Here is a 22,282-nt window from a genome sequence, read left to right as displayed (position 1 = left end):
CTGATTCTAGGCACTTTTGCTGCTTATGGCACGTTTTTTCAAGTGAACCAAGAGTAAAGACACCGCAGCAGGTGTTACACCTTGGATACGAGAAGCGGCCGCAAGAGTTGCAGGACGTGCTTCTGAAAGCTTTTGTTTTACCTCATTCGACAAACCGTCAATCACCGAATAATCCATATTCTCTGGCAGTGGTGTGTTTTCTTGTCGACGTAAACGTTCAATGTCTTCAGCTTGACGGGAAATGTAGCCCGCATATTTCACTGAAATTTGTACCTGCTCGGAAACTTGCTCTGACACAGGGTGCTCAGGGGCATTCTTCAAATTCGCCACATCTGCATATTCAACACCAGGACGTTTTAATAGGTCTAATAAGCTGTACTCGTGAGAAATCGGCGTTTCTAGCTTCGGATTAATCAGCTCAGCTTCAGGTGTATTCGGCACAATCCATGAAGACTTCATGCGCTGGGTTTCTTGTTCGATCGCTTCACGTTTTTCGCAGAATGCCGCCCAACGCTCTTCGCTGACTAAACCAAGTTCATGGCCTTTTTCAGTCAGGCGCATATCGGCATTGTCTTCACGCAAGATCAAACGATATTCCGCACGGCTAGTAAACATACGATATGGTTCTTTCGTCCCCATCGTAATTAAGTCATCGACCAAGACGCCAAGGTAAGCCTCATCACGACGAGGTGTCCAGGCGTCTTTGCCTTGCGCTTGTAAAGCAGCGTTCATACCTGCTAACAAACCTTGTGCGCCGGCTTCTTCGTAGCCTGTGGTACCGTTAATTTGCCCTGCGAAGAACAGACTTTCCATGTGTTTGGTTTCTAAAGAGTACTTCAGATCCTGCGGATTGAAGTAATCGTATTCAATGGCATATCCCGGACGGGTAATGTGCGCATTTTCCAAACCTTTCATAGAACGAATCAGATTCAGCTGAACATCAAACGGCAAAGAAGTTGAGACACCATTTGGATACAGCTCATGAGTTGTTAAGCCCTCAGGCTCGATGAACACTTGATGCGAGTTTTTGTCCGCAAAGCGCACAATTTTGTCTTCAATAGAAGGACAGTAACGCGGACCAACACCCTCAATCACCCCAGAGTACATTGGCGAACGGTCCATACCTGCACGAATGATGTCATGGGTTTGTTCATTGGTATGGGTAATAAAGCAATTAATTTGCTTAGGATGAAGTGCTCGACTGCCCATGTAAGACATTACTGGTGTGATGTCATCGCCAGGTTGTGCTTGCATGACAGAGAAGTCTACAGATCGAGCATCGATACGCGGTGGTGTACCAGTCTTCAGACGATCAATACGGAATGGTAAAGCACGTAGCTTTTGAGCCAAGCCAATGGATGCGGGATCCCCTGCACGGCCACCCGAATAGTTCTGCATGCCTACGTGGATGACACCACCTAGGAATGTACCAGTTGTCAGAACGACCGTTTTACTTAAGAAGCGGATACCACTTTGAGTGACTACGCCACGAGCAGCGCCGTCTTCAACGATCAAATCTTCACAAGATTGTTGGAACAACCAAAGGTTCTCTTGGTTTTCCAACATATGACGCACAGCTGCTTTGTATAAGATACGATCAGCTTGAGCGCGTGTTGCTCTCACGGCAGGCCCTTTGCGGCTGTTTAAAGTACGGAACTGTATACCAGCCATATCCGTCGCAAGTGCCATAGCGCCATCTAACGCATCAATTTCCTTAACAAGGTGGGACTTCCCGATACCACCAATCGCTGGGTTACAGGACATCTGCCCTAGCGTTTCAATGTTATGAGTTAAAAGAAGGGTTTTTACACCCATACGTGCTGCTGCAAGTGCGGCTTCTGTACCAGCATGGCCACCACCTACAACAATCACATCAAAGCGAGTTGGGAAATCCACACAAACCTCGGTAATGAATAAAAAACGAACAGTTAAATTAACAGGGCGCTAAGTATATCCGTTAAATTGCAAATTGAAAGAGAAGCCAAGGGCGCTTTCCCGGTCATCAAAAATAAAATAAAGAGTGTTATATAGTGTTTTCTTATGTTTAAGTTATTTATATATCACGGCTTCTTCTGTTAATAATGTAAAAAAAACCATATATATCATTACCATACAGACATAAAAACTTGTTAAGCGATGGTGCTAAATCCTGTTATGTGGATAAAAGGATGCTGTTGATAAAAGTGTGAGTTATACAAACCGTTTTTTTCGATGTGGAACAGTACCAACCTGTGCAAAACTTCTTATCCACTTACCCCCGTTTTTTTCCACAAGCGTTTTAAGAACGGTGTTTAATTATAAGTACATGTTTTACATATATATTTTTATATTTTTTGTGGATACATACAGCTTTTTTTAATGAAAATAATCCACAGATAAAAAGATAAGAAAAAAATTCATCTTGTTCGATTCATCTCAAAATATTTGTGAATAAAACAACTTGACAGCATCCATGTGGATGAAAGTCGAATGTGAACAAATATAGAAAATCCAACTTTCTCTTCAAATGTGGATAGATTTAACCCGCTACACGCTTGCTAGTTTGTGAGTAACCTTCTATTTTTAGACGATCAGTCTAAATTCGGAGACATCATGGACAGTGTAAAAAATCGCAGAGGAAGGCCTAAAGCGACGGATCTCAGTTATCAAGATACCCAAGAAGCGCTGCTACAGGCGGGAGTGATTTGGCTAACTCAGTCAGGCTTTCAAGGCACGGGACTTGAGCCGATGTTGCGCTCTGTGCAAGTGCCGAAAGGCTCTTTTTACCATTACTTTGAGAGTAAAGAGCTATTTGCCTTAGCCGTTCTACAGCGATATCGGTCGTTTTTTGAGGCGAAGCTTGATCGCTATTTACTGGATGAAACGCTACCGCCTTTGACACGTCTGCGTAATTTTATTGAATCAGCGAAAGCTGGAATGGAGAAGTATGCTTTCAAGCGAGGCTGCCTAGTGGGCAATTTAGAACAGGAAGCAACGGTTCTACCTGAATCGATTCGCCAAGCGGTATTAGATACCTACCAAAGTTGGCAAAACAAAGTCGCGGATTGCTTAACACTAGCTCAAGAGCAGGGCTTGATTGATGAACATGCTGATGTAAAAGCTCTCGCTCATGTGTTTTGGGTAGGTTGGGAAGGCGCCGTAGCACGGGCTCGATTAACCAGATCGAGTAGCCCATTGCTACAGTTTGAAAAATTTTACTTAGCGGGCTTACCCCGCTAACACATTTGTCTATTTCTAGACACTTGGTCTAATTAGGAGAGGTCAATGTTTAACGCAATACTGATTAATAAAAGCGAACAGGGATATCAAGCCACTTTGAGCAAGGTGTCAGAACAGGAATTACCGGAAGGTGATGTACAAATTGCAGTCACCGCCAGCACTTTGAACTACAAAGACGCACTTGCTATCACTGGTAAATCGCCAGTGGTTCGCCAATTTCCAATGGTGCCAGGTATCGATTTGGTTGGAGAAGTGCTGTCCTCGGACAGTGATCGCTTCCAAGCGGGTGATCAAGTCTTGCTGAATGGCTTTGGCGTAGGTGAAACCCATTGGGGTGGTTTGGCGGAGCGCGCCAGCTTAAAAAGCGATTGGTTGATTGCTTTACCGACCGCATTTACACCGGAACAAGCGATGGCCATTGGTACCGCGGGTTACACGGCTATGTTAAGTGTTTTAGCGCTGGAAAAGCATGGCTTAACCCCTGCTCACGGCCCTATTTTAGTGACGGGAGCGAATGGCGGAGTCGGTAGCTATGCAGTGCGTATCCTAAGTAAGTTAGGCTTTGATGTGGTGGCGAGCACGGGGCGTCCAGAAGAGTCTGATTATCTAAAACGTCTTGGCGCGAGTGATATCATTGATCGATCTGAACTCTGTGAGTCTGGTCGTCCATTACAGAAAGAGCGTTGGGCTGGCGTGGTGGACTGTGTTGGCAGTCATACCTTGGTGAATGCTTGCGCTAGCACTCGTTACGGTGGTGCTGTGACGAGCTGTGGTCTCGCCCAAGGCATGGACTTCCCTGCTACCGTGATGCCCTTCATTCTTCGCGGTATTACCTTGTACGGCATTGACAGTGTCATGCGCCCCCTTGCAGACCGAGAAACGGCGTGGCAACGCTTAGCAGAACTGTTGTCGGCGGAAGACTTAGATCAAATTGGCGCGACAATTAGTCTTGCAGACAGCCTAGACTATGCAGAAAAGCTACTGGATGGTTCTGTACGTGGTCGAGTGATTGTAAAGGTTTAATCGCTTTTTAAGTCATTCATTTGCTACAAAAACGCCCGCATTTTGCGGGCGTTTTGCAGGTATTTTTTGCTGATTATCGATTATTTACCGATACAGAATGATCCAAAGATGCGTCCAAGCAAATCATCACTGGTAAACGCGCCTGTGATTTCACTCAAGGCTTCTTGGGCTTCTTTCAAATCTTCGGCCAATAGCTCCCCTGCGCCATAACCATGAAGTTGCTCAAAGCCTGCGTCCAAGAAGCGGTTGGCTTTTTGCAGCGCTTCGATATGACGACGACGGGCGATAAAGCCCCCTTCTGTGGTGCTGTCAAACCCCATGATGCTTTTTAGGTGGGTTTTTAATGCTTCAACACCATCGTTGGTTTTGGCGGAAAGCGAAATAACTGGTAGGCCGTTGATGTCTTCATAGCCTGTGTTTTCTTGCGTTAGATCGACTTTGTTACGCACCAAGGTTAAGTGATCACGTGACTTCAGCTGTCCCATAAACTCAGGCCAGATTTCATTCGGGTCATTGGAGTCGACAGATTGGCTATCAACCATCAATAGAATGCGATCCGCCTTATGAATTTCTTCCCAAGCACGCTGGATACCAATGCGCTCTACTTCGTCTGGGCTATCACGTAATCCTGCGGTATCGATGATATGCAGTGGCATGCCATCGATATGAATGTGCTCACGCAAGACATCTCGCGTGGTGCCTTCAATGGAGGTTACAATGGCGGATTCTTTACCTGATAAGGCGTTCAAAAGACTGGACTTACCTGCATTTGGACGCCCAGCGATAACTACACTCATACCTTCACGTAATAAAGCCCCTTGGTTGGCTTCTTTCATCACGCCGTGCAGTTTGTTGCGAATGTCTTCAAGGTCTGCGGCCACTTTACCATCACCGATAAAGTCGATTTCCTCTTCCGGAAAATCGATGGCGGCTTCCACATAAATACGCAGATGAATCAAGGCTTCCACCAGTTCATCGATGCGCTTTGAAAACGCGCCTTGCAAGGAACGCAGAGCGCATTTGGCGGCCTGCTCTGACGATGAGTCGATCAAATCGGCAATGGCTTCAGCTTGAGTAAGGTCCATCTTATCGTTTAAGAAGGCGCGCTCAGAGAACTCACCAGGACGTGCTAGACGTGCGCCGAGCGCCATACAGCGGCTTAGCAGCATATCGATGATCACTGGGCCACCGTGGCCTTGTAGTTCGAATACATCCTCACCTGTGAAGGAGTTAGGACCTGGGAAGTACAACGCGATCCCCATGTCCAGTTGCTCTCCTTCGGTATCCTTAAAAGGGACATAGTGAGCATGACGCGGTGTGGGTTCAAAACCGATAATAGTCTTGGCTATCTCAAGACTTTTTGCGCCGGAAAGACGCACGATGCCAACGCCGCCACGACCGGGCGCTGTGGCTTGAGCAACGATGGTATCTTGGTCAATGAGCTGTTGAAAATCTGACATGGTGACCTGTGCAATCAATTAAGAATTAAGCTAAGTGTAAGACGTTCATAGCAAAAAGGCCTCCCGTAGGAAGCCTTTTTCGAACCAGAGAACAGGCTGTATTAACCTTCGCCTTTCTCTATGTTCTTCGTAATGACGTACTGCTGGATGATCGACAATGTGTTGTTCACTACCCAGTAAAGTACTAGACCTGCAGGGAACCACAAGAAGAAGAAGGTAAATGCGATCGGCATAATCTTCATAATGCGGGCTTGCATTGGGTCTGGCGGAGTTGGGTTCAACGCTTGCTGACCTAGCATACTTAGACCCATTAGGATCGGTAGTACGAAGTAAGGGTCCATCGCTGAAAGGTCGTTGATCCATAGCATAAATGGCGCATGACGCAGTTCAACGGATTCCATCAATACCCAGTACAGAGATAGGAATACAGGCATTTGTACCAAGATTGGAAGACAGCCACCTAGTGGGTTGATCTTCTCTTTCTTGTAAAGGCTCATCATCGCTTGTGACATGGCTTGACGGTCATCGCCGTGCTGTTCACGTAGGCGTGCTAGTTCTGGTGCGAACTTACGCATTTTCGCCATTGAGCGGTAGCTGGCTGCAGACAGTTTGAAGAACAGTGCCTTCACACAGACTACGATCAAGATAATGGCAACACCCCAGTTCACGACAAACGATTGAATCGCTGTTAGCAACCAGAACAGTGGTTTCGCCAACCACCACAACCAACCATAGTCTACGGTTAGGTCTAGGTTTTCAGCGGTTGCTTCAAGTTTGTCTTGCAGTTTTGGACCTACGTAGAACGTAGAGCTCAAAGTGCCTTGTTGGCCTGCTGGGATTTCAACCGCTTGGCCTGTGAAGCCAATGAGGTTAAAGCCATTGTTCGTGCGTGCTTGCAGCGTTACTTTTTGGCCTTGTTCAGGGATCCAAGCGGAAACGAAGTAGTGTTGTAGCAACGCTACCCAACCTTTGGTCGTGGTTTCTTTAACCGGCTCTTCTTCCATGTCGTCAAACGACACTTTACGGTATTTGTTGTTTTCATCAGACACCGCACCGCCTAGGTAAGGCTGTAAGCCCATGTTAGTCGCTGTGCTTGGGTCTTCTGAACTGTCACGTTTGATCTGTGCAAACAAGTTACCACGCCAAGTGTCGTTGCTCGCGTTGTTTACGGTGATCAACTGACGAATGCTGTATTCACCTTTAGTGAACTGGAACGTTTTCGTGTAACTCACGCCCTTAGCATCGGTGAAGTATAAGTTTACATCTAGAGTGTCTTGACCTTCAGTCATGGTGTATGACGTCTGCTCTGTACTGTAAACTGGACGCTCGCCGCTGGCATCTGGGCCATCACGACCAATCAAACCACTTTGCGTCACGTAGATACGCTCGCCGCCATTATCCAAAATCACAAAAGGCTCTTTGCCTTCTAGCGTTTTGTAATATTGCAGCAAAGAGGCTTCCACTAAATCACCGCCAACAGGGTTGATGGCAACATCAAGCGTATCCGTTTTAACGTGGATCAGCTGACCTTTGGCAACGGTTGTTGCTTGATCTGGAATATCGGCGTCGCTCGCCGCTAGAGTCGTAGTGCTAGCGCTTGGAAGATCGGAATCTGCACTGGTAACAACTGAGCTTTCGCTGGTTGTGCTGGCAGTTTGAGCTGTTGCAGCTGTGCCGTAGTCTTGGTTCCACTGCAGGAACAGCAGGTAGCCACTGACAAACAGCGCTCCCCATAAAAAGTAACGTCTGAAATCCATGGTATTCAACTAGTTTGTTTGGTTGGACAATGGAGGTGAAAACACCCTTTTAAAAATCACGCCGTATTAAACCAGCCTTTAGCTGATTTTTCAGCCTATTTCTGCTTTGACTTGCGTTGTTTTTGTTCAAAATTTGGCTTTTGGGCCTTCTTCGCGAGTTGTTTCCAAGCTTTTTCTAAGCGTTTGTGCAGCTCAGGGTTTTCCACATCGCGAATACCTTGGCGGGCAAGGAAGACGATATCGAGACCATTTAATAGCTCTTGGTGATGACGGAACGAGTCACGAACAACGCGTTTAATGCGATTACGACCTACGGCTCGTTTGTCGGTTTTCTTTGAGACAATTAGCCCAAGACGACCACTGTCGGCATGTTTGCGTGCTAATAGAAGAAATTCGCCTGCGAAGACTTTAGTAGAGGTGTCGTTAAAGACGGATTGGTAGTCCCCGGCATTCAGGAGTCTGACCTGCCGGGGAAACATAAAGCGTGACATCAAAGATTACGCGCTTAGAACCTTACGACCGCGAGCACGGCGAGCCGCCAATACTTTACGACCGTTTTTAGTTGCCATGCGAGCACGGAAACCGTGAACGCGTTTACGTTTAAGTACGCTAGGTTGGAAAGTTCTTTTCATTTCTATATCTCACTGAATCAGTGTCTGAGTGTGAGGGTTAGCGTCCGCCAAGCCTCTTGGTTTTGATTACAAAATCAGGGCGCGGATTTTAGAGGGTTTGTTGCAACAATTCAATCTGCCTGAAACGCTTTTCTGTGAAAAATTTAACCAACAAATCCCTCCATAAATTATTCACAGACTTCTACAACCAATGTGAATAACAAAAAAGATCATCCTCAATAGTTATTAACAGATGGTTACGTAAAGCCAAAAAATACTTTTATTAACATAACCTTGAAGTCTGATTTAGGTGTGAATAAAATATTTCTAACCTGCTTGTTAATATGTTGATAACCTATTTGATTATACACAATCGGGGGTGTTCATTCACTGCTGTGGGTAACTTTGATTGTTATTAACAAATTTTCTTATCAAACAAAATAACGTGGATAACCCATATTTTTGTGGATAACTGCTAACCCTCACGTTAGAATCCTCCTCTTGCTTAAAATTTACCGAATTAGAAACTCAATCAGGGAGAGCGTTTATCGTGTCTTTGCAGTATTGGGAACGCTGTCTTGTTACCTTGCAGGAAGAGTTTTCCTCATCGCAATTCAATACATGGATTCGTCCGCTGCAAGCGGAGGTCGAGTCCAATGGCGATCTGTGCCTCTATGCTCCCAATCGTTTCGTACTTGATTGGGTCACCAATAAATACCAAGTACGTATTAAAGAGCTGTTGTCTGAATTTGCAGGAGATGAGCCTGCTCCAAATTTAGTGCTTGCTGTGCGCCAAGCGGGCTTCTCTAAGCCCACTCCTCCGCCTCCACCACCGCCAGTTCAAAAAGCACCTGAGTCGACGCCCCGTGTGGCGCCAGCTGCTGAACCTCAGTTCGAGTCAGGCTATAGCCCAGGTTTTAGCTTAATGGACGATGATAGAGACGGACCTGAAATAGAATTCGAAGCACCATTAAGTTTAGGGGATCACTATGTACGCCCTGAACCAGAGCCTTATGAACAAGGTCAGTTACCGCTTACACCGCCAAACCGTAAGGTCGAAGTAGAAGGTGGTATCAACCATGGTGCTAATCTGAATAATTCCTTTACCTTCGAAAACTTTGTCGAAGGTAAATCGAACCAGTTGGCCCATGCGGCTGCGCAACAGGTAGCGGAAAACCCAGGTGGTGCTTACAACCCGCTGTTTATCTATGGTGGGGTTGGCCTTGGTAAAACCCACTTAATGCAAGCGGTCGGTACGGAACTGATGCGCCATAACCCGAATGCTAAAGTGGTGTACTTGCACTCCGAGCGTTTTGTGGCGGACATGGTCAAGGCGTTGCAACTTAACGCAATTAACGACTTTAAACGTTACTATCGTTCTGTGGATGCCTTGCTGATTGATGATATTCAATTCTTTGCTGGTAAAGATCGAACTCAAGAAGAGTTTTTCCACACCTTTAACGCCTTGTTAGAAGGTGGTCAGCAGATGATTTTGACCTGTGACCGTTATCCAAAAGAGATCCAAGGACTCGAAGATCGCCTTAAGTCGCGATTTGGTTGGGGCTTAACCGTCGCCATTGAACCACCCGAATTGGAAACACGTGTCGCAATCCTGATGCGTAAAGCTGAAGAAAGCGGTGTGAAATTGTCTTATGATTCGGCATTCTTTATCGCACAAAAGATTCGCTCCAATGTTCGTGAGTTAGAAGGTGCATTAAAACGAGTCATTGCCAACTCTCACTTTACAGGTCGTTCTATTACACCTGATTTTGTTAGAGAGTCATTAAAAGACTTATTGGCCTTGCAGGACAAGTTGGTGAACATTGATAATATCCAGCGAATTGTTGCTGAATATTACAAGATTAAAATCAGTGATTTACTATCGAAGCGCCGCAGTCGCTCGGTCGCACGTCCACGTCAAGTGGCCATGTCGCTGGCGAAAGAGCTGACCAACCATAGCTTGCCGGAGATTGGTGATGCCTTTGGTGGTCGAGACCATACCACGGCGTTGCACGCGATTCGTAAAATCAAAGAGTTGCAGGATACCGATTCGGATATCCGAGAAGACTACAAACAACTGATGCGCATATTGACCACCTAATTGGTCTAAGACATTGAATTAACGAGGAAAAGAATGAAATTTTCAGTCGTCCGCGAAACGTTACTAAAGCCACTGCAACTGGTTGCCGGTGTCGTTGAGCGTAAACAAACGATGCCAGTGTTGGCCAATGTTTTGGTAGAAGTAAAAGACCAAACTCTAACTTTGACAGGTTCTGACCTAGAAGTGGAATTGGTGGGTCGTGCGCCACTTGATGAATGCCAAGAAGGCCGTATTACCGTGCCTGCCCGTAAGCTAATGGACATTTGCAAAAGCTTACCGGATAGCGCAGTGATCGAGTTCTCATTAGACGATCAAAAAGCCGTGATTCGCTCGGGTCGTTCACGCTTCACCTTATCGACATTGCCTGCTGAAGAGTTCCCGAACATTCAAGACATGCAAGGTGATTTAGTGGTGAACATTGCCCAAGGCAGTGTGCGTAAACTGATCGACCGTACCGGTTTTGCTATGGCGAACCAAGACGTACGTTACTACTTAAATGGCATGCTATTCGAAGTAGCGGATGGCCAATTGCGTGTGGTAGCAACCGATGGTCACCGTCTGGCGACGGCTATCGAAGACGCCCACGTCAAAGGCGATCTAACGCAAGTCATCGTACCGCGTAAAGGTGTACTGGAACTGAACCGTCTATTAAATGACTCTGAAGATGAAGTCGAGTTAACCATTGGTTCGAACCACATCCGTGCAAAAGTAGCAGACTACACCTTCACTTCTAAGCTAGTTGACGGCAAGTTCCCTGATTATCACCGCGTTATCCCGCGTAATAACGAAAAAGTTGTTGCAGCGGATCGTTTGGAACTGCGCCAAGTTTTCCTACGTGCATCGATTCTATCGAACGAGAAATACCGCGGTGTGCGCCTAATCTTGTCGAACGGTATGTTGCAAGTGTTTGCTAACAACCCTGAGCAAGAAGAAGCAGAAGAATCTGTATTGGTGCAGTACCAAGGCGACAATCTAGAAGTGGGCTTCAACGTAGGCTACTTACTGGATGTACTAGGTGTGATCGATTCGCAAGAAGTTCGTATCTCTTTGAACGATGCCAATAGCAGTGCCTTGATCGAAGAAGGCCAAGGTCACGCGTCTCAGTACGTTGTGATGCCTATGCGTCTGTAATAGTGTCTAAGAGGGTGCATCAGCGCCCTCTTTAGCCTCTAAATAAGCCTCATATATGCCACTGGCTCGCCTCGACATTTCCCGTCTGCGCAACCTCACCCATGTCCGTTTTGAACCCTCGCCTCAGGTCAACATCATCGTTGGCGAAAATGGCAGCGGCAAAACCTCGGTGTTGGAAGCCATCTATTTGCTCTCGTTTGGTCGCTCATTCCGCAGTCACAAACACAAAACCTATATCCAATATGAACAGCCGGAATGTGTGGTGTTCTCGCAAGTGGATCAAGGCACTCAGCAACTCCCGATAGGTATCAAACGTACCCGCGATGGCGCGGTTGAAGTGCGTATACAAGGTCGTGCCGCCCAGTCTGCGGTCGAGCTTGCCGAATGCCTGCCAGTACAGCTGATTAACCCCGATGCGTTTCGATTATTGGAAGGTTCGCCGAAGATTCGTCGCCAATTTGTCGACTGGGGCGTATTCCACTATGACGAGCAATTTATTAGTGCGTGGCGAGGTTGGCAAAAAGCATTAAAACAGCGGAATAGCTTGCTCAGACGTGGTAAAATATCGCCCAATTTACTGGCGGCGTTTGATCAAGAGTTGATCCGCTTAGGTGAGCAGGTAAATCTGTCTCGAAAAGCCTATGTGGCAGCCTTAACGCCGCACTTTGAATCCGTGTTACAGCAGTTGGCGCCGGGCCTTGAGGTACAACTTGGTTTTTTCCAAGGTTGGGATGCTCAGAGAACGTTAAGCGAAGCCATTGAGCACAGTTATCAGCGTGACATTGATGTAGGTTACACAAATACCGGCCCACAGCGGGCCGATTTGCGCGTGAAAACCCCAACTGGGGATGCTCTGGATACCTTGTCCCGCGGGCAGCAGAAGCTTGTCGTGTCGGCTCTGAAAATAGCTCAAGGGCAATTACTGATTGAACGTGGTCGACAATTGGTGTTCTTGGTGGACGACTTACCCGCCGAACTGGACGCCAATCATCGCCGCAAGTTGTGTCAGCTGTTGGAATCATTGGACAGCCAAATTTTTATTACTAGCGTTGGGCCAGATAGTATGGACTTTACTTGGTCTGATCAGATAGATGTTCGTCACTTTTCCATGAAACAAGGCGAATTGTCCCTAAACGCACAGGAGAGTTAAATGAGTGAAAATAGTTACGATTCGTCCAGTATCAAGGTGCTCAAGGGGCTAGACGCTGTTCGTAAGCGCCCTGGTATGTACATTGGTGATACGGACGATGGTACCGGTCTACACCACATGGTATTCGAGGTGGTGGACAACTCCATTGATGAAGCATTGGCCGGTCACTGTGACACCATCAAAGTCATCATTCACCCTGACGAATCCATTTCCGTGTCGGACAATGGTCGTGGTATTCCGGTTGAAATGCACCCAGAAGAAGGCGTGTCTGCGGCCGAAGTTATTATGACGGTATTGCACGCTGGCGGTAAGTTCGACGATAACTCTTACAAAGTCTCTGGTGGTCTGCACGGAGTAGGTGTTTCAGTGGTAAACGCCCTATCTGAAACCGTTACGCTAACGATCCGTAAAAACGGCAAAGTTTACGAACAACACTACGCGCACGGTGTGCCACAAGCGCCACTGGCAGTGATCGGTGAGTCAGACGGCAAAGGTACTACGGTACACTTCAAACCGTCGGCGGAGACTTTCTCAAACATCCTATTTGTCTACGATATCCTAGCGAAGCGTCTACGTGAGCTGTCATTCCTGAACTCTGGTGTGGCGATTCACCTAAAAGACGAGCGTACAGGTAAAGAAGAATTCTTTAACTACGAAGGTGGTTTGAAGTCATTCGTTGAGCACTTGAACACTAACAAGCAGCCCATCAACGATATTTTCCACTTTATCTGTCAGCGCGAAGATCTAGAAGATGGCATCGCGGTAGAAGTGGCACTGCAGTGGAACGAAGGCTTCCAAGAAAATATCTACTGTTACACCAACAACATCCCACAGCGCGATGGTGGTACCCACTTAGCAGGTTTCCGTGGTGCGTTAACGCGTACGCTTAACAACTTCATCGAGGCCGAAGGCCTAGCGAAGAAGCAAAAAGTAGCCACTACGGGTGATGACTGCCGTGAAGGTCTAACCGCGATTGTTTCGGTAAAAGTACCTGATCCAAAGTTCTCTTCTCAGACCAAAGACAAACTGGTGTCTTCGGAAGTAAAAACTGCGGTTGAGCAAGAGATGAGTAAGCGTTTCGCGGAATTCCTATTGGAAAAACCAAACGAAGCGAAAACCATCGTCAACAAGATGCTTGATGCGGCTCGTGCCCGTGAAGCGGCGCGCCGCGCTCGTGATATGACGCGTCGTAAAGGTGCTCTAGACATCGCCGGTCTGCCAGGTAAATTGGCTGACTGTCAGGAGAAAGACCCAGCGCTTTCTGAAATCTACCTAGTGGAGGGTGACTCTGCGGGTGGTTCTGCGAAGCAAGGTCGTGACCGCCGCACGCAAGCGATCCTACCGCTTAAAGGTAAGATCCTAAACGTTGAAAAAGCACGTTTCGACAAAATGCTGTCTTCTGCAGAAGTTGGCACCCTAATCACAGCGCTTGGCTGTGGTATCGGTCGTGACGAGTTCAACGCGGACAAACTTCGTTACCACAGCATCGTTATCATGACCGATGCCGACGTGGACGGTTCGCACATTCGTACTCTGTTGCTAACGTTCTTCTTCCGTCAAATGCCAGAAATCATCGAGCGTGGCCATATCTTTATCGCTCAGCCACCGCTGTTTAAGATCAAACGCGGCAAGCAAGAGCAGTACATTAAAGACGAAGCCGCACTGGATCAGCACTTAATCGAAGTCGCTCTAGATGGCGCGCAATTCTTCGTAAACGAAGAAGTACCAGGTATCCAAGGCGAAGGCCTATCGAAGCTGATCCGTGATTACATCCGTATCGAAGAAGACATCGATCGTATGTCTCGCGTGTACCCGAAAGATGTTATGAATAAGCTTCTGTACTGCAAAGAACTAACGGTTGAGCAGCTTTCTGACGAAGCGACTGTGAATACTTGGGTTGAAAACCTAAGTGCACAAATGCCTGTCGACGTTCGTACTGGCTTCCGTTTTGACTTTGGCGTTGAGAAAGACGCAGAGCGTAACCAGTTCCTACCGGTTGTAGACATTATGTCTCACGGTGTGAGCACTCGTTACCGTTTTGAAGCGGCGTTCTTCACATCAGCGGATTACAAACGCATCGTGGCGATGGCACAAACCATCGATGAATTGTTTGAAGAAGGTTCTTTCATCCAGCGTGGTGAGCGTCGTGAACCTGTGACAACCATCGAAGGCATGAAAGCTTGGTTGATGAAGGAAGCATCTCGCGGCCTAACGATCCAGCGATACAAAGGTCTAGGTGAGATGAACCCTGAGCAACTTTGGGAAACCACAATGGACCCAGATGCGCGTCGTATGTTGCGTGTAACCATCGATGATGCGGTGGCTGCGGATCAGATGTTCACCACATTGATGGGTGACGAAGTCGAACCTCGTCGTAACTTCATCCAAGACAACGCGCTATCGGTAGCCAACTTGGACGTATAAGCTTCAAGCTTATTTAGCCAAAACTCTCAAAAGCCAGTGTCTCGACACTGGCTTTTTTATTTCCTGAAGACGTGTTGTCTAAAGAGCGATCGGATCTTTTTGCTTCGCCACTAAACGTGGGCAATTAGCGCACTCTTTCGCACCATGGCAGCGATAGATTAAACAGCAGGTTTTACGCTGAAAGCTTGTCTCTTGAACGAGCAATCGCTGCGCGGTTTTGGGCACTGTTAAGTTCATTAACTGACACCATTTTTGACCCTGCTGGAAAAGCCATTGGGCTTTATTATGATCAGAAATCACGAGGATATTTTGGTTGATCAAGTGCTCTAAGGTGGTAAATAGCGTGTCAGCTAGAATGGCCATTAGGAGGGGCTGACGGACCGGCATTTGCTCGCATAATGCTTCTGCATAACCTTGGCAGAGTGTCGTTAAAGCTGGCGCTAGCTGATCAATTGCCTCATCGATGCTGTCGTGGTGAATGGTTCGACTGTTTTCTGGGAGTTGATAGCCAAGGGTGTAATGAGCGGTTTGTTTTAACGTCAGCTGTTCAAAGTTGTCAATGCTGGTCTGTAAGCGATAGGCGCTTAGGATCGCAAGGTAGACGGGTTGCCAGATGAGCATGCCCCAAACCCGTAGACGCCAAAAAGGCGCACCAGCTTCAGGTGCGCCTTTCGCTATGGCATTAGCCAGTTGAGCGATGCCTTGATCGGGCTGTTCAGCTTGGATACAAGTACTCTCTTCTACCCTCTCTAAGTGAGAGAAACCAGGAATAATAGAGTTTGTTAAGTTAGTGAGTGCTTGCATTCTATTTCAAAGATACCTCTGTTTAAAATTGGTAGCGGGCGCTAAGCTCAAGGCTTCGTTCTGCACCGAACCAGCAGTTATCGCTGTCGTAGCAGCTGTAATAGGTTTCATCAGTCAGGTTGCTCACGCTGAAACGCACACTGGCGCCATCAAGGCTTGGCGACAGGCTGGCCAAGTCATAGCCTAACGAAGCATCGAATAGCGTCACAGAAGGTACTTCTCCTGAGTTTTGTGCGTCGATCTGCATCTGGCCAACATAGCGTGCTCCCAAGCCAACATCGAAGCCTGCTAGAGCGCCGTCAATGGGTTGATAGTTTAGCCATACGCTTGCTTGACGGTCTGGGACCCAAATTGGCGTTTTGCCCTGCAAGCCGCTATTGTCTTTGGTGACTTCTGAATCTTGAATGGTCAAAGCAAGGCGCATATCCCATTCGTCGTTCAGATAATGTGTGACGTCCGCTTCGATGCCGCGAGAGCGTACTTCACCCACTTGAATCAAGTCATAAGCGGTGCCGTCAGGATCTCGTGTTTTGACCTTGGTTTTTACAATTTGATAGCCAGCAAGGGTTGCGACAGTATCGCGGCCGCTAAACTTCATGCCCACCTCGATTTGCTCCCCTTCAGAAGGATCAAAGGTATTGCCCTGGCGGTCAGAGCCTGACACAGGCTCATAGCTTTGAGCGTAATTCACATAGGGTGCAACACCGTTATCAAACTGATGCAACACGCCCGCACGGCCACTGGTAAAGCGCTGGCTTAACTGCGTATCTTGGTTCGCTCCGTATTTGATGCCTTGCTCGCTCGATTCAAAACGGTCATGACGAAGACCGCCTAGGAAGACCCAATTGCCCCACTCGATTTGATCCTGTAGGTAAACGCCCACTTGCTCTTTTTCAATGGTGAAATCGCTAGAATAACCTGATGCGGCAAAGTCTAATGAAGCACGACTGATCTGATAATGATCAGGGTTATATAAATCAATGCTACTGGTTGCTGCGTCTTCGTAGCGAATATCAGACTTAAGCTTGCTGTAATCTAAGCCCAGTAACAGGTGGTGTGTTGCTTCACCCTGTTGCAGTTCGGCTGCAAACTGGTTGTCTAAGGTGATGCCTTTGCTGTGTTCATCGGTTAAATACGCGCGACGAGAGAGTGTGCGCTCATCGGCAGCAAGCCCAGTTGAGTAGGTATTTTCCTGGTAAGCCGTGGCGTCCATAATTCGGGTATTTTGCAGGAAGTGCCATTGATCATTGATCTTATGGTCGACCTTAAAGCCAAGCAACGCGACTTCTTTATCGTAAGTGTTCCAATTCGCATCACCAGAGTAAGCATCACTGCTCAGAGGGCCGTTAATGTTACTTAGAACCGTTCCTTTGGCTGGTAAAGAGGTATAGATGCCCATTTTAGGGTCTTGTTGATAATAGAAATTAACGTTTACAAGGGTATCGTCACTGGCTTGCCAATCCAATGACGGGGCAATCATGATGCGCTCTTCTTCTGCAGTCACCGCTTGGGCGTCTTGTTGGCGTATAGCTCCGACCACTCGATAATTCAGTTGCTCATTAATGGCACCAGTACTGTCAAACTCAGCTTCACGCTTGTTATCGGAACCTACTGTGAGTTCGACACTGTGCTCTGGGTCGTCTTGTGGCGCTTTACTGATGATATTCACCATGCCACCTGGTGGCATGTAGCCGTACAGTGCTGAAGTTGGGCCTTTGAACACTTCGACTTGCTCAATGGCTGCGCCGTCTATCTGTGGCTGTAAGTTCCAATCGTTGTACAGCAATTGCAGGCCATCGAAGTAGTTCTGATAGTTGATGAAACCACGAATATTAAACAGATCCAAACGGGTGACGGCACCACCACGTAGCTCCGTATTTATCCCCGATGTGTAACGAACCGCTTCAGAAAGAGAGTCAGCGCCCTGCTGATCCAAGGCTTCACCGCTAATGACACTGATGCTTTGCGGCGTTACTTGGTTATTTAGCTGGTTTTTAGTGGCCGTATTTCGATAGGTTTCGCTGCTCACGGTGAGCGTATCCAATGTCGTAGATGACAGGTCATTAGGTTCGTCCGCTAAGGCGAATGATGCGCTGGTCACAGCGAGAGCAATTGCACTGGGCTTAAGGATGCCCTGTCCTTTGGTAAAGCGATGAGCACTCATGAAACAAAGTTCTCCAGAAAGAATATTTTTGAGAATGAGTCTCATTTTATGGTTTTGATTATTCTTTACTTAACCATTTGGTGCAAGTCTAAAGTGAAGGATACTTCTACCGATCTCTCACAACTCTCTAGCTTGGATGGGCAACCAATACTCCATATGGCTTTTGTCATCGTCTATTTGATAATCGTGTGGATACACCTCGAGCTCAAAGCCAGAAATACCACGATAACGTGAACTAGGTAGCCAATGACGGAGAAACCATAGAAAAGCAGGTTCGATATGACGAGCACTGCCGTGAATGGGAATGACTGCATACACCTGTTCTGGAACCTTTAAAACGTCTAACTTGGCACAAGTTGGCAAACTTGAGAGGCTTTGCCCGGCCCAGTAACACAGGCTTTCCTCCTGCTCAGGAGAAGGTCTCGTATCAATCACACCAATGCGTGGCGCGCTATTTGGCTCAGTGTTTTCACTAAGAACAGTTTCATACTGATGCCACAGGTCAGGTACAGTTTCTGTGAAATTTGGAGCACTGGAAAACGGCCCTAATATGCGCCCTTTTAGACCCGTGAGGGAGAAAGCAGGTCGAGTTTCAATGCGAATTTGCTGAAATAAAGGGTGATGTTCCGAGGTATCAGGCGTGATGATTTGTAGCGGTTTTTTGATACCGACACGTTTGCCCTGTTTGCGGTATTGTCCTGGTGTGCAATGGAAATGCTGTTTGAACGCTCGATGGAAACTAATTTCCGAGTCAAAGCCGCACATTAGCGCTATATCGATATGTTTGGCTTGGCTGTCTAATAGCGCTTCGGCCCCCATGCTTAGACGCAGCTCTCTGATGTATTGAGCAACCGACAGCCCAGTCGCATCGCTAAAGACACGCTGAAACTGCCAGCGTGACCAGCAGCTGATCTCAGCGAGAGACGCAACGGTATGCTGTTCTGACAAATGGTCATGCAGATATTGCAGAACCGCATCAATACGGGAAAAGCGCTGAGGCTTGGACATAATCTCTGGAAAGCTTACAAATGAAAATCATTATTATGCTTTTCAATGAAGATGCCAAGCCTGTTTGATACCTGATAGGCAGTCAGGGTAATGATGTAATTAAGAGAGCGCTAGTTTGATGCTGTCCTGAATCGGTGTAGTCGGACGACCAATCAATTTAGACAAGGTTTGGCTGTCATCAAATAAGCCACCTTTGGAGGCACCAACATCTGAGTCAGCTAGTACTGCAGCAAAACCTTCTGGCAATCCTACTTCCACTAATACTTTAGCGTACTCGGCTTCAGGAAGGTCTTGGTAAACCACCTCTTTGCCGCTGATCTTTGTAATGTAGGCCGCATATTGCGCTAGGGTGAAGGCTTCATCTCCAGCCAGCTCGTACACCTTCCCTGCTTGATCTTCTGAAGTGATCACGGTCGCTGCTGCATCGGCGTAGTCTGCACGAGCTGCGGTTGAGTATTTACCTTCGCCTGCGCTGCCCAGTACCGCACCGTGCTCAACTGCCATGCCTGCACTCATGGTGTAGTTCTCTGAATACCAGCCGTTGCGTAGCACTACATGTGGCACGTTGGAGGCTTTTAACGCTGCTTCGGTGGCTACGTGCTCTTCTGCTAGAGCAAGTGGTGATGTGTCTGCGTGTAGGATGCTGGTGTAAGCCAGTAGTTCTACGCCTGTTGCTTGAGCTGCGTCGATCACGTTTTGATGCTGAGCGGCACGTTGGCCGACTTCGCTTGAAGATACTAAGACGACGCGCTTAATACCGTTCATGGCTGCTTTAAGAGAGGCTGGGTCTGTGTAGTCGGCTTTGCGCACCACAACGCCTCGCTCTTGCAGTGCAGTCGCTTTTTCTGGACTACGAACGGCCGCGACGATTTGGTCTGCAGCGACCCCTTTTGCTAAAAGGCTGTTAATGACTAAATTACCTAGCTGGCCTGATGCACCGGTGACTAAAATCATACTGTTCTCCTATAAGGATGGTGAGTGAATAAGAGATAGGCTAGACTATTAGCTAACTTTTAGTAAGTACGTACAAAAAGGTAAGTATGAAAAAACATGAATTAAATGCTCCTGAGGGCACTGAGTTCTCATTTGATCGAGGGGATGTATTCTCTGATAAGTGTCCCTCGCGGGAGATTTTGCGCCACGTCACGGGACGATGGGGCATGTTGGTGTTCTTTGCATTGCAGGACGGTGAAGCCAAGCGTTTTAGTGAGTTGCGTCGCACTATCAAAGGCGTTAGTGAAAAAATGCTTGCGCAAACATTGCAGCAGTTAGAAGGCGACGGGTTTGTGAAGCGTATTGTGTATCCGGTTGTGCCGCCTCATGTGGAATATCAATTAACGCCACTGGGGATCGAGTTTGGTCAACGGGTGATGAATCTAATTGGCTGGCTTGAGGACAACCTCTCAACGATTCTAGATCAACGTCAGCTTGCATAATCGACTATAAGTGTTGCGACAGCGTTGTTTAATGCGTATAGAAATCGATCATATTTGAGTCAGTATTAAACGTCTACTTGCCTATCTTTAAACCAACTTGCGTGATTAAATCCTGCAAGTTGGAGTCCGTCTACTCCAGCCCTTTTTTATGCTCTTTCTGCGTCCGCAGATTCTTTCGAGATGTCATCATGAAAATACACGAATGGAAGCGTACCGCGACCTATTATGCGATGTTTATCGTCTGTGGTGCGGTTAGCGGTATGTTAGGCCCCAGTCTCGTTTATCTGGCCGATTTAGCCCAAGCAACGGTGAGCCAGATTTCGGTTTTATTCATGGCGCGTGGGATTGGTAATATTCTGGGGGCATTGCTGGCATCGCGTATGTATGATCGCTTCGCTGGCCATCATTATCTGATACTGATGTTAGTGTGCGTCATTGCAGGTTTATGGATGATCCCTTTCGCTACCAGCTTGACGGTTTTGATCGCCATTTTCTTTTTGTTAGGTGCCAGTGAAGTGTCTCTGAACACTGGTGGCAATCTTATGATGTTGTGGTTACACCGAGAAAAAGTCGGTGCCTATGTGACCTTTTTGCATTTGTGCTACAGCATGGGAGCCATGATTGCTCCAATGATCTTTGTCTTTTCCATGTGGTTGAGTGGCGATTTTGGCTGGGGCTTCTGGCTGATTGCCCTGTATAGCTGCTTATTCCCTATCTTGCTAGCACGACAAGTGAGCCCTGCATTTCCGGTTTCATCTTGCCAAGACTCTGTGGCACCTGAAAAGCAAACGCTGCGCTTTTATGCTTACCTTTGGGTGGTGTTTTTGTACGTCAGCTTTGAAATTTCGATTGCCGGTTGGATTTCTACTTATGGTGTTCTATCCGGTTGGGATCAAGAGCATGCTGCGCTGCTATCGACTTGGTTTTTCTTAGCCTTATCCTTAGGTCGTTTGTGCTTTATTCCATTGCAACGTTGGCTAACGGAACGGCAATGCGTGACTGGATTGTTAGTTATCAGCGTACTCAGTTCTGTGGCAATGATATGGCTGGCGAATATTCACTTAGGCTGGGTAGCCTTTGGACTGGGGTTTGGCTGTTCGGCATTGTTTCCTCTGATGTTCTCTTTTGCCAACAGTATTTTGGTTTTAACGGGACGTCGAACGGGTTTGGTCTTTGTCTGTTGTGGCTTAGGTGCACTGGTGGCGCCATCCTTATCTGGCCCTATCATCGACCATTTAGGCGTCACAGCATTTCCTTGGCTTTTATTGTTACTGGCTTTATTACTTGTCGGAAGTTGGGGAAGATTGGTGCGCATTGCTGGGCGTTAGTGGAGTCGCTGCTCTGTCATATACAAACGAGAAATCCCACAAATGTGAGGGATTTCTCATAAGGGTACTGAGCAATCTACTAGCGCTTTTTAGCCATATTTATGAATGGTAGAAATCGCAAAGGCAGCTAGATCAGTGTAGATATCAAAGTAGAAATCGATTTCTTTGTATTGGGTATCACGGCCTTTTCCAGTCAATACCAACACAGGTGCACAGCCTCGAGCATGGCCGGCTTGAAGATCTCGTAATGAATCCCCCACCATGATGGCAGGCGTTTTTGTAAAGTCTACGCCGAGCTGCGCTTCGATGGCTTCAATCATACCGCTCTTAGGCTTACGGCAGTGACACGCATCATCGGGCCCGTGTGGGCAATATTCGATGCCTTCCACGTGACCGCCCTCTGCTTCTAAAAGCCCGAGCATCTTTTCATGCATGCTATGCAAGGTGGCTTCATCGTAGTAGCCCCGTGCGATGCCTGATTGGTTCGTTGCTATGAAGATCTGAAAACCAGCTTTGCTTAATGCCGCCATGGCTTTAATACTACCTGGTAGCGGAATCCATTCATCAACGGATTTAACGTACGCATCGGAATCTTGGTTGATGACGCCATCACGATCGAGAATGATGACGGGCTTGTTATTCGCCATAAATGTGCCTACCTCAGAT

18 protein-coding genes are annotated in these 22,282 nt (G+C 47.3%); 8 read left to right on the top strand and 10 right to left on the bottom strand.

Annotated features, from left to right (window positions below):
• Nucleotides 1-6 precede the first annotated feature (6 nt).
• Nucleotides 7-1,896: a tRNA uridine-5-carboxymethylaminomethyl(34) synthesis enzyme MnmG gene (gene mnmG, locus C8D85_RS08355; RefSeq protein ID WP_133561559.1), complete on the bottom strand. Its 1,890-nt coding sequence runs from the start codon at nt 1,894-1,896 to the stop codon at nt 7-9.
• Between the two features lie 696 nt (nt 1,897-2,592).
• On the opposite strand from mnmG, the gene acuR reads away from it, so the two are divergent.
• Both acuR and acuI read left to right on the top strand, forming a co-directional pair.
• Nucleotides 2,593-3,219: an acrylate utilization transcriptional regulator AcuR gene (gene acuR / locus C8D85_RS08350; protein WP_133561557.1), complete on the top strand. Its 627-nt coding sequence runs from the start codon at nt 2,593-2,595 to the stop codon at nt 3,217-3,219.
• A gap of 45 nt (nt 3,220-3,264) precedes the next feature.
• A complete protein-coding gene (gene acuI / locus C8D85_RS08345) occupies nt 3,265-4,242 on the top strand; it encodes an acrylyl-CoA reductase (NADPH) (protein ID WP_133561556.1) in 978 nt (325 codons plus the stop codon).
• 80 nt (nt 4,243-4,322) lie between these two features.
• Here acuI and mnmE read toward each other — a convergent pair whose 3' ends face one another.
• From mnmE to rpmH, 4 genes are all read right to left on the bottom strand, one after another.
• The gene (gene mnmE / locus C8D85_RS08340; RefSeq protein WP_133561554.1) at nt 4,323-5,702 is read right to left on the bottom strand and encodes a tRNA uridine-5-carboxymethylaminomethyl(34) synthesis GTPase MnmE; all 1,380 of its coding nucleotides are present in this window, start codon (nt 5,700-5,702) and stop codon (nt 4,323-4,325) included.
• A 101-nt stretch (nt 5,703-5,803) separates the two neighbouring features.
• Nucleotides 5,804-7,459: a membrane protein insertase YidC gene (gene yidC / locus C8D85_RS08335; RefSeq protein ID WP_133561552.1), complete on the bottom strand. Its 1,656-nt coding sequence runs from the start codon at nt 7,457-7,459 to the stop codon at nt 5,804-5,806.
• 95 nt (nt 7,460-7,554) lie between these two features.
• Nucleotides 7,555-7,938 (bottom strand): ribonuclease P protein component, encoded by a 384-nt coding sequence (gene rnpA / locus C8D85_RS08330; RefSeq protein ID WP_323133257.1) that lies wholly within the window; start codon nt 7,936-7,938, stop codon nt 7,555-7,557.
• A gap of 18 nt (nt 7,939-7,956) precedes the next feature.
• Complete coding sequence (rpmH, locus tag C8D85_RS08325; protein WP_133561550.1) at nt 7,957-8,091, bottom strand: 50S ribosomal protein L34; 135 nt, start codon at nt 8,089-8,091, stop codon at nt 7,957-7,959.
• Nucleotides 8,092-8,620: 529 nt separating this feature from the next.
• On the opposite strand from rpmH, the gene dnaA reads away from it, so the two are divergent.
• Genes dnaA through gyrB form a run of 4 tightly spaced genes read left to right on the top strand, consistent with a single transcriptional unit; the run spans nt 8,621 to nt 14,876 of the window.
• Nucleotides 8,621-10,171: a chromosomal replication initiator protein DnaA gene (gene dnaA, locus C8D85_RS08320; RefSeq protein ID WP_133561547.1), complete on the top strand. Its 1,551-nt coding sequence runs from the start codon at nt 8,621-8,623 to the stop codon at nt 10,169-10,171.
• 33 nt (nt 10,172-10,204) lie between these two features.
• On the top strand, nt 10,205-11,302 hold the full coding sequence (gene dnaN, locus C8D85_RS08315) for a DNA polymerase III subunit beta (RefSeq protein WP_133561545.1): 1,098 nt from the start codon (nt 10,205-10,207) through the stop codon (nt 11,300-11,302).
• A gap of 55 nt (nt 11,303-11,357) precedes the next feature.
• Nucleotides 11,358-12,452: a DNA replication/repair protein RecF gene (gene recF / locus C8D85_RS08310; RefSeq protein WP_133561543.1), complete on the top strand. Its 1,095-nt coding sequence runs from the start codon at nt 11,358-11,360 to the stop codon at nt 12,450-12,452.
• Nucleotides 12,453-14,876: a DNA topoisomerase (ATP-hydrolyzing) subunit B gene (gyrB, locus tag C8D85_RS08305; protein WP_133561541.1), complete on the top strand. Its 2,424-nt coding sequence runs from the start codon at nt 12,453-12,455 to the stop codon at nt 14,874-14,876. It abuts the gene before it with no gap.
• Nucleotides 14,877-14,954: 78 nt separating this feature from the next.
• Here gyrB and C8D85_RS08300 read toward each other — a convergent pair whose 3' ends face one another.
• The 4 genes from C8D85_RS08300 to C8D85_RS08285 form a co-directional block, all read right to left on the bottom strand.
• The gene (locus C8D85_RS08300; protein ID WP_133561539.1) at nt 14,955-15,680 is read right to left on the bottom strand and encodes a (2Fe-2S)-binding protein; all 726 of its coding nucleotides are present in this window, start codon (nt 15,678-15,680) and stop codon (nt 14,955-14,957) included.
• Nucleotides 15,681-15,702: 22 nt separating this feature from the next.
• Nucleotides 15,703-17,844, bottom strand: coding sequence for a TonB-dependent siderophore receptor (locus tag C8D85_RS08295; protein ID WP_133561537.1), 2,142 nt, complete (start codon nt 17,842-17,844; stop codon nt 15,703-15,705).
• 117 nt (nt 17,845-17,961) lie between these two features.
• Nucleotides 17,962-18,852 carry an AraC family transcriptional regulator gene (locus tag C8D85_RS08290; RefSeq protein ID WP_133561535.1) on the bottom strand — a complete coding sequence of 297 codons (891 nt, stop codon included), beginning with the start codon at nt 18,850-18,852 and terminating at the stop codon, nt 17,962-17,964.
• A 99-nt stretch (nt 18,853-18,951) separates the two neighbouring features.
• Nucleotides 18,952-19,806 carry an SDR family oxidoreductase gene (locus C8D85_RS08285; protein ID WP_133561533.1) on the bottom strand — a complete coding sequence of 285 codons (855 nt, stop codon included), beginning with the start codon at nt 19,804-19,806 and terminating at the stop codon, nt 18,952-18,954.
• Nucleotides 19,807-19,892: 86 nt separating this feature from the next.
• On the opposite strand from C8D85_RS08285, the gene C8D85_RS08280 reads away from it, so the two are divergent.
• Nucleotides 19,893-20,288, top strand: a complete 396-nt coding sequence (locus C8D85_RS08280) for a winged helix-turn-helix transcriptional regulator (RefSeq protein WP_133561531.1) — start codon at nt 19,893-19,895, stop codon at nt 20,286-20,288.
• 188 nt (nt 20,289-20,476) lie between these two features.
• Nucleotides 20,477-21,616 carry an MFS transporter gene (locus C8D85_RS08275; protein ID WP_244936968.1) on the top strand — a complete coding sequence of 380 codons (1,140 nt, stop codon included), beginning with the start codon at nt 20,477-20,479 and terminating at the stop codon, nt 21,614-21,616.
• An 89-nt stretch (nt 21,617-21,705) separates the two neighbouring features.
• Here C8D85_RS08275 and gmhB read toward each other — a convergent pair whose 3' ends face one another.
• Nucleotides 21,706-22,263, bottom strand: a complete 558-nt coding sequence (gene gmhB / locus C8D85_RS08270) for a D-glycero-beta-D-manno-heptose 1,7-bisphosphate 7-phosphatase (RefSeq protein ID WP_133561529.1) — start codon at nt 22,261-22,263, stop codon at nt 21,706-21,708.
• Nucleotides 22,264-22,282: the final 19 nt, after the last annotated feature.

This window comes from Marinomonas communis, from assembly GCF_004363305.1.
Classification (GTDB): Bacteria; Pseudomonadota; Gammaproteobacteria; order Pseudomonadales; family Marinomonadaceae; genus Marinomonas; species Marinomonas communis.
Note: the sequence above shows the minus strand (reverse complement) of the source record. Positions and strands in the feature narration are given on the sequence as shown.

Coding starts and splice junctions, on each gene's coding strand:
- acuR (WP_133561557.1), top strand. CDS start 2,593: ATGGACAGTGTAAAAAATCGCAGAGGAAGGCCTAAAGCGACGGATCTC.
- acuI (WP_133561556.1), top strand. CDS start 3,265: ATGTTTAACGCAATACTGATTAATAAAAGCGAACAGGGATATCAAGCC.
- mnmE (WP_133561554.1), bottom strand. CDS start 5,702: ATGTCAGATTTTCAACAGCTCATTGACCAAGATACCATCGTTGCTCAA.
- yidC (WP_133561552.1), bottom strand. CDS start 7,459: ATGGATTTCAGACGTTACTTTTTATGGGGAGCGCTGTTTGTCAGTGGC.
- rnpA (WP_323133257.1), bottom strand. CDS start 7,938: ATGTTTCCCCGGCAGGTCAGACTCCTGAATGCCGGGGACTACCAATCC.
- rpmH (WP_133561550.1), bottom strand. CDS start 8,091: ATGAAAAGAACTTTCCAACCTAGCGTACTTAAACGTAAACGCGTTCAC.
- dnaN (WP_133561545.1), top strand. CDS start 10,205: ATGAAATTTTCAGTCGTCCGCGAAACGTTACTAAAGCCACTGCAACTG.
- recF (WP_133561543.1), top strand. CDS start 11,358: ATGCCACTGGCTCGCCTCGACATTTCCCGTCTGCGCAACCTCACCCAT.
- gyrB (WP_133561541.1), top strand. CDS start 12,453: ATGAGTGAAAATAGTTACGATTCGTCCAGTATCAAGGTGCTCAAGGGG.
- C8D85_RS08300 (WP_133561539.1), bottom strand. CDS start 15,680: ATGCAAGCACTCACTAACTTAACAAACTCTATTATTCCTGGTTTCTCT.
- C8D85_RS08295 (WP_133561537.1), bottom strand. CDS start 17,844: ATGAGTGCTCATCGCTTTACCAAAGGACAGGGCATCCTTAAGCCCAGT.
- C8D85_RS08290 (WP_133561535.1), bottom strand. CDS start 18,852: ATGTCCAAGCCTCAGCGCTTTTCCCGTATTGATGCGGTTCTGCAATAT.
- C8D85_RS08285 (WP_133561533.1), bottom strand. CDS start 19,806: ATGATTTTAGTCACCGGTGCATCAGGCCAGCTAGGTAATTTAGTCATT.
- C8D85_RS08280 (WP_133561531.1), top strand. CDS start 19,893: ATGAAAAAACATGAATTAAATGCTCCTGAGGGCACTGAGTTCTCATTT.
- C8D85_RS08275 (WP_244936968.1), top strand. CDS start 20,477: ATGAAAATACACGAATGGAAGCGTACCGCGACCTATTATGCGATGTTT.
- gmhB (WP_133561529.1), bottom strand. CDS start 22,263: ATGGCGAATAACAAGCCCGTCATCATTCTCGATCGTGATGGCGTCATC.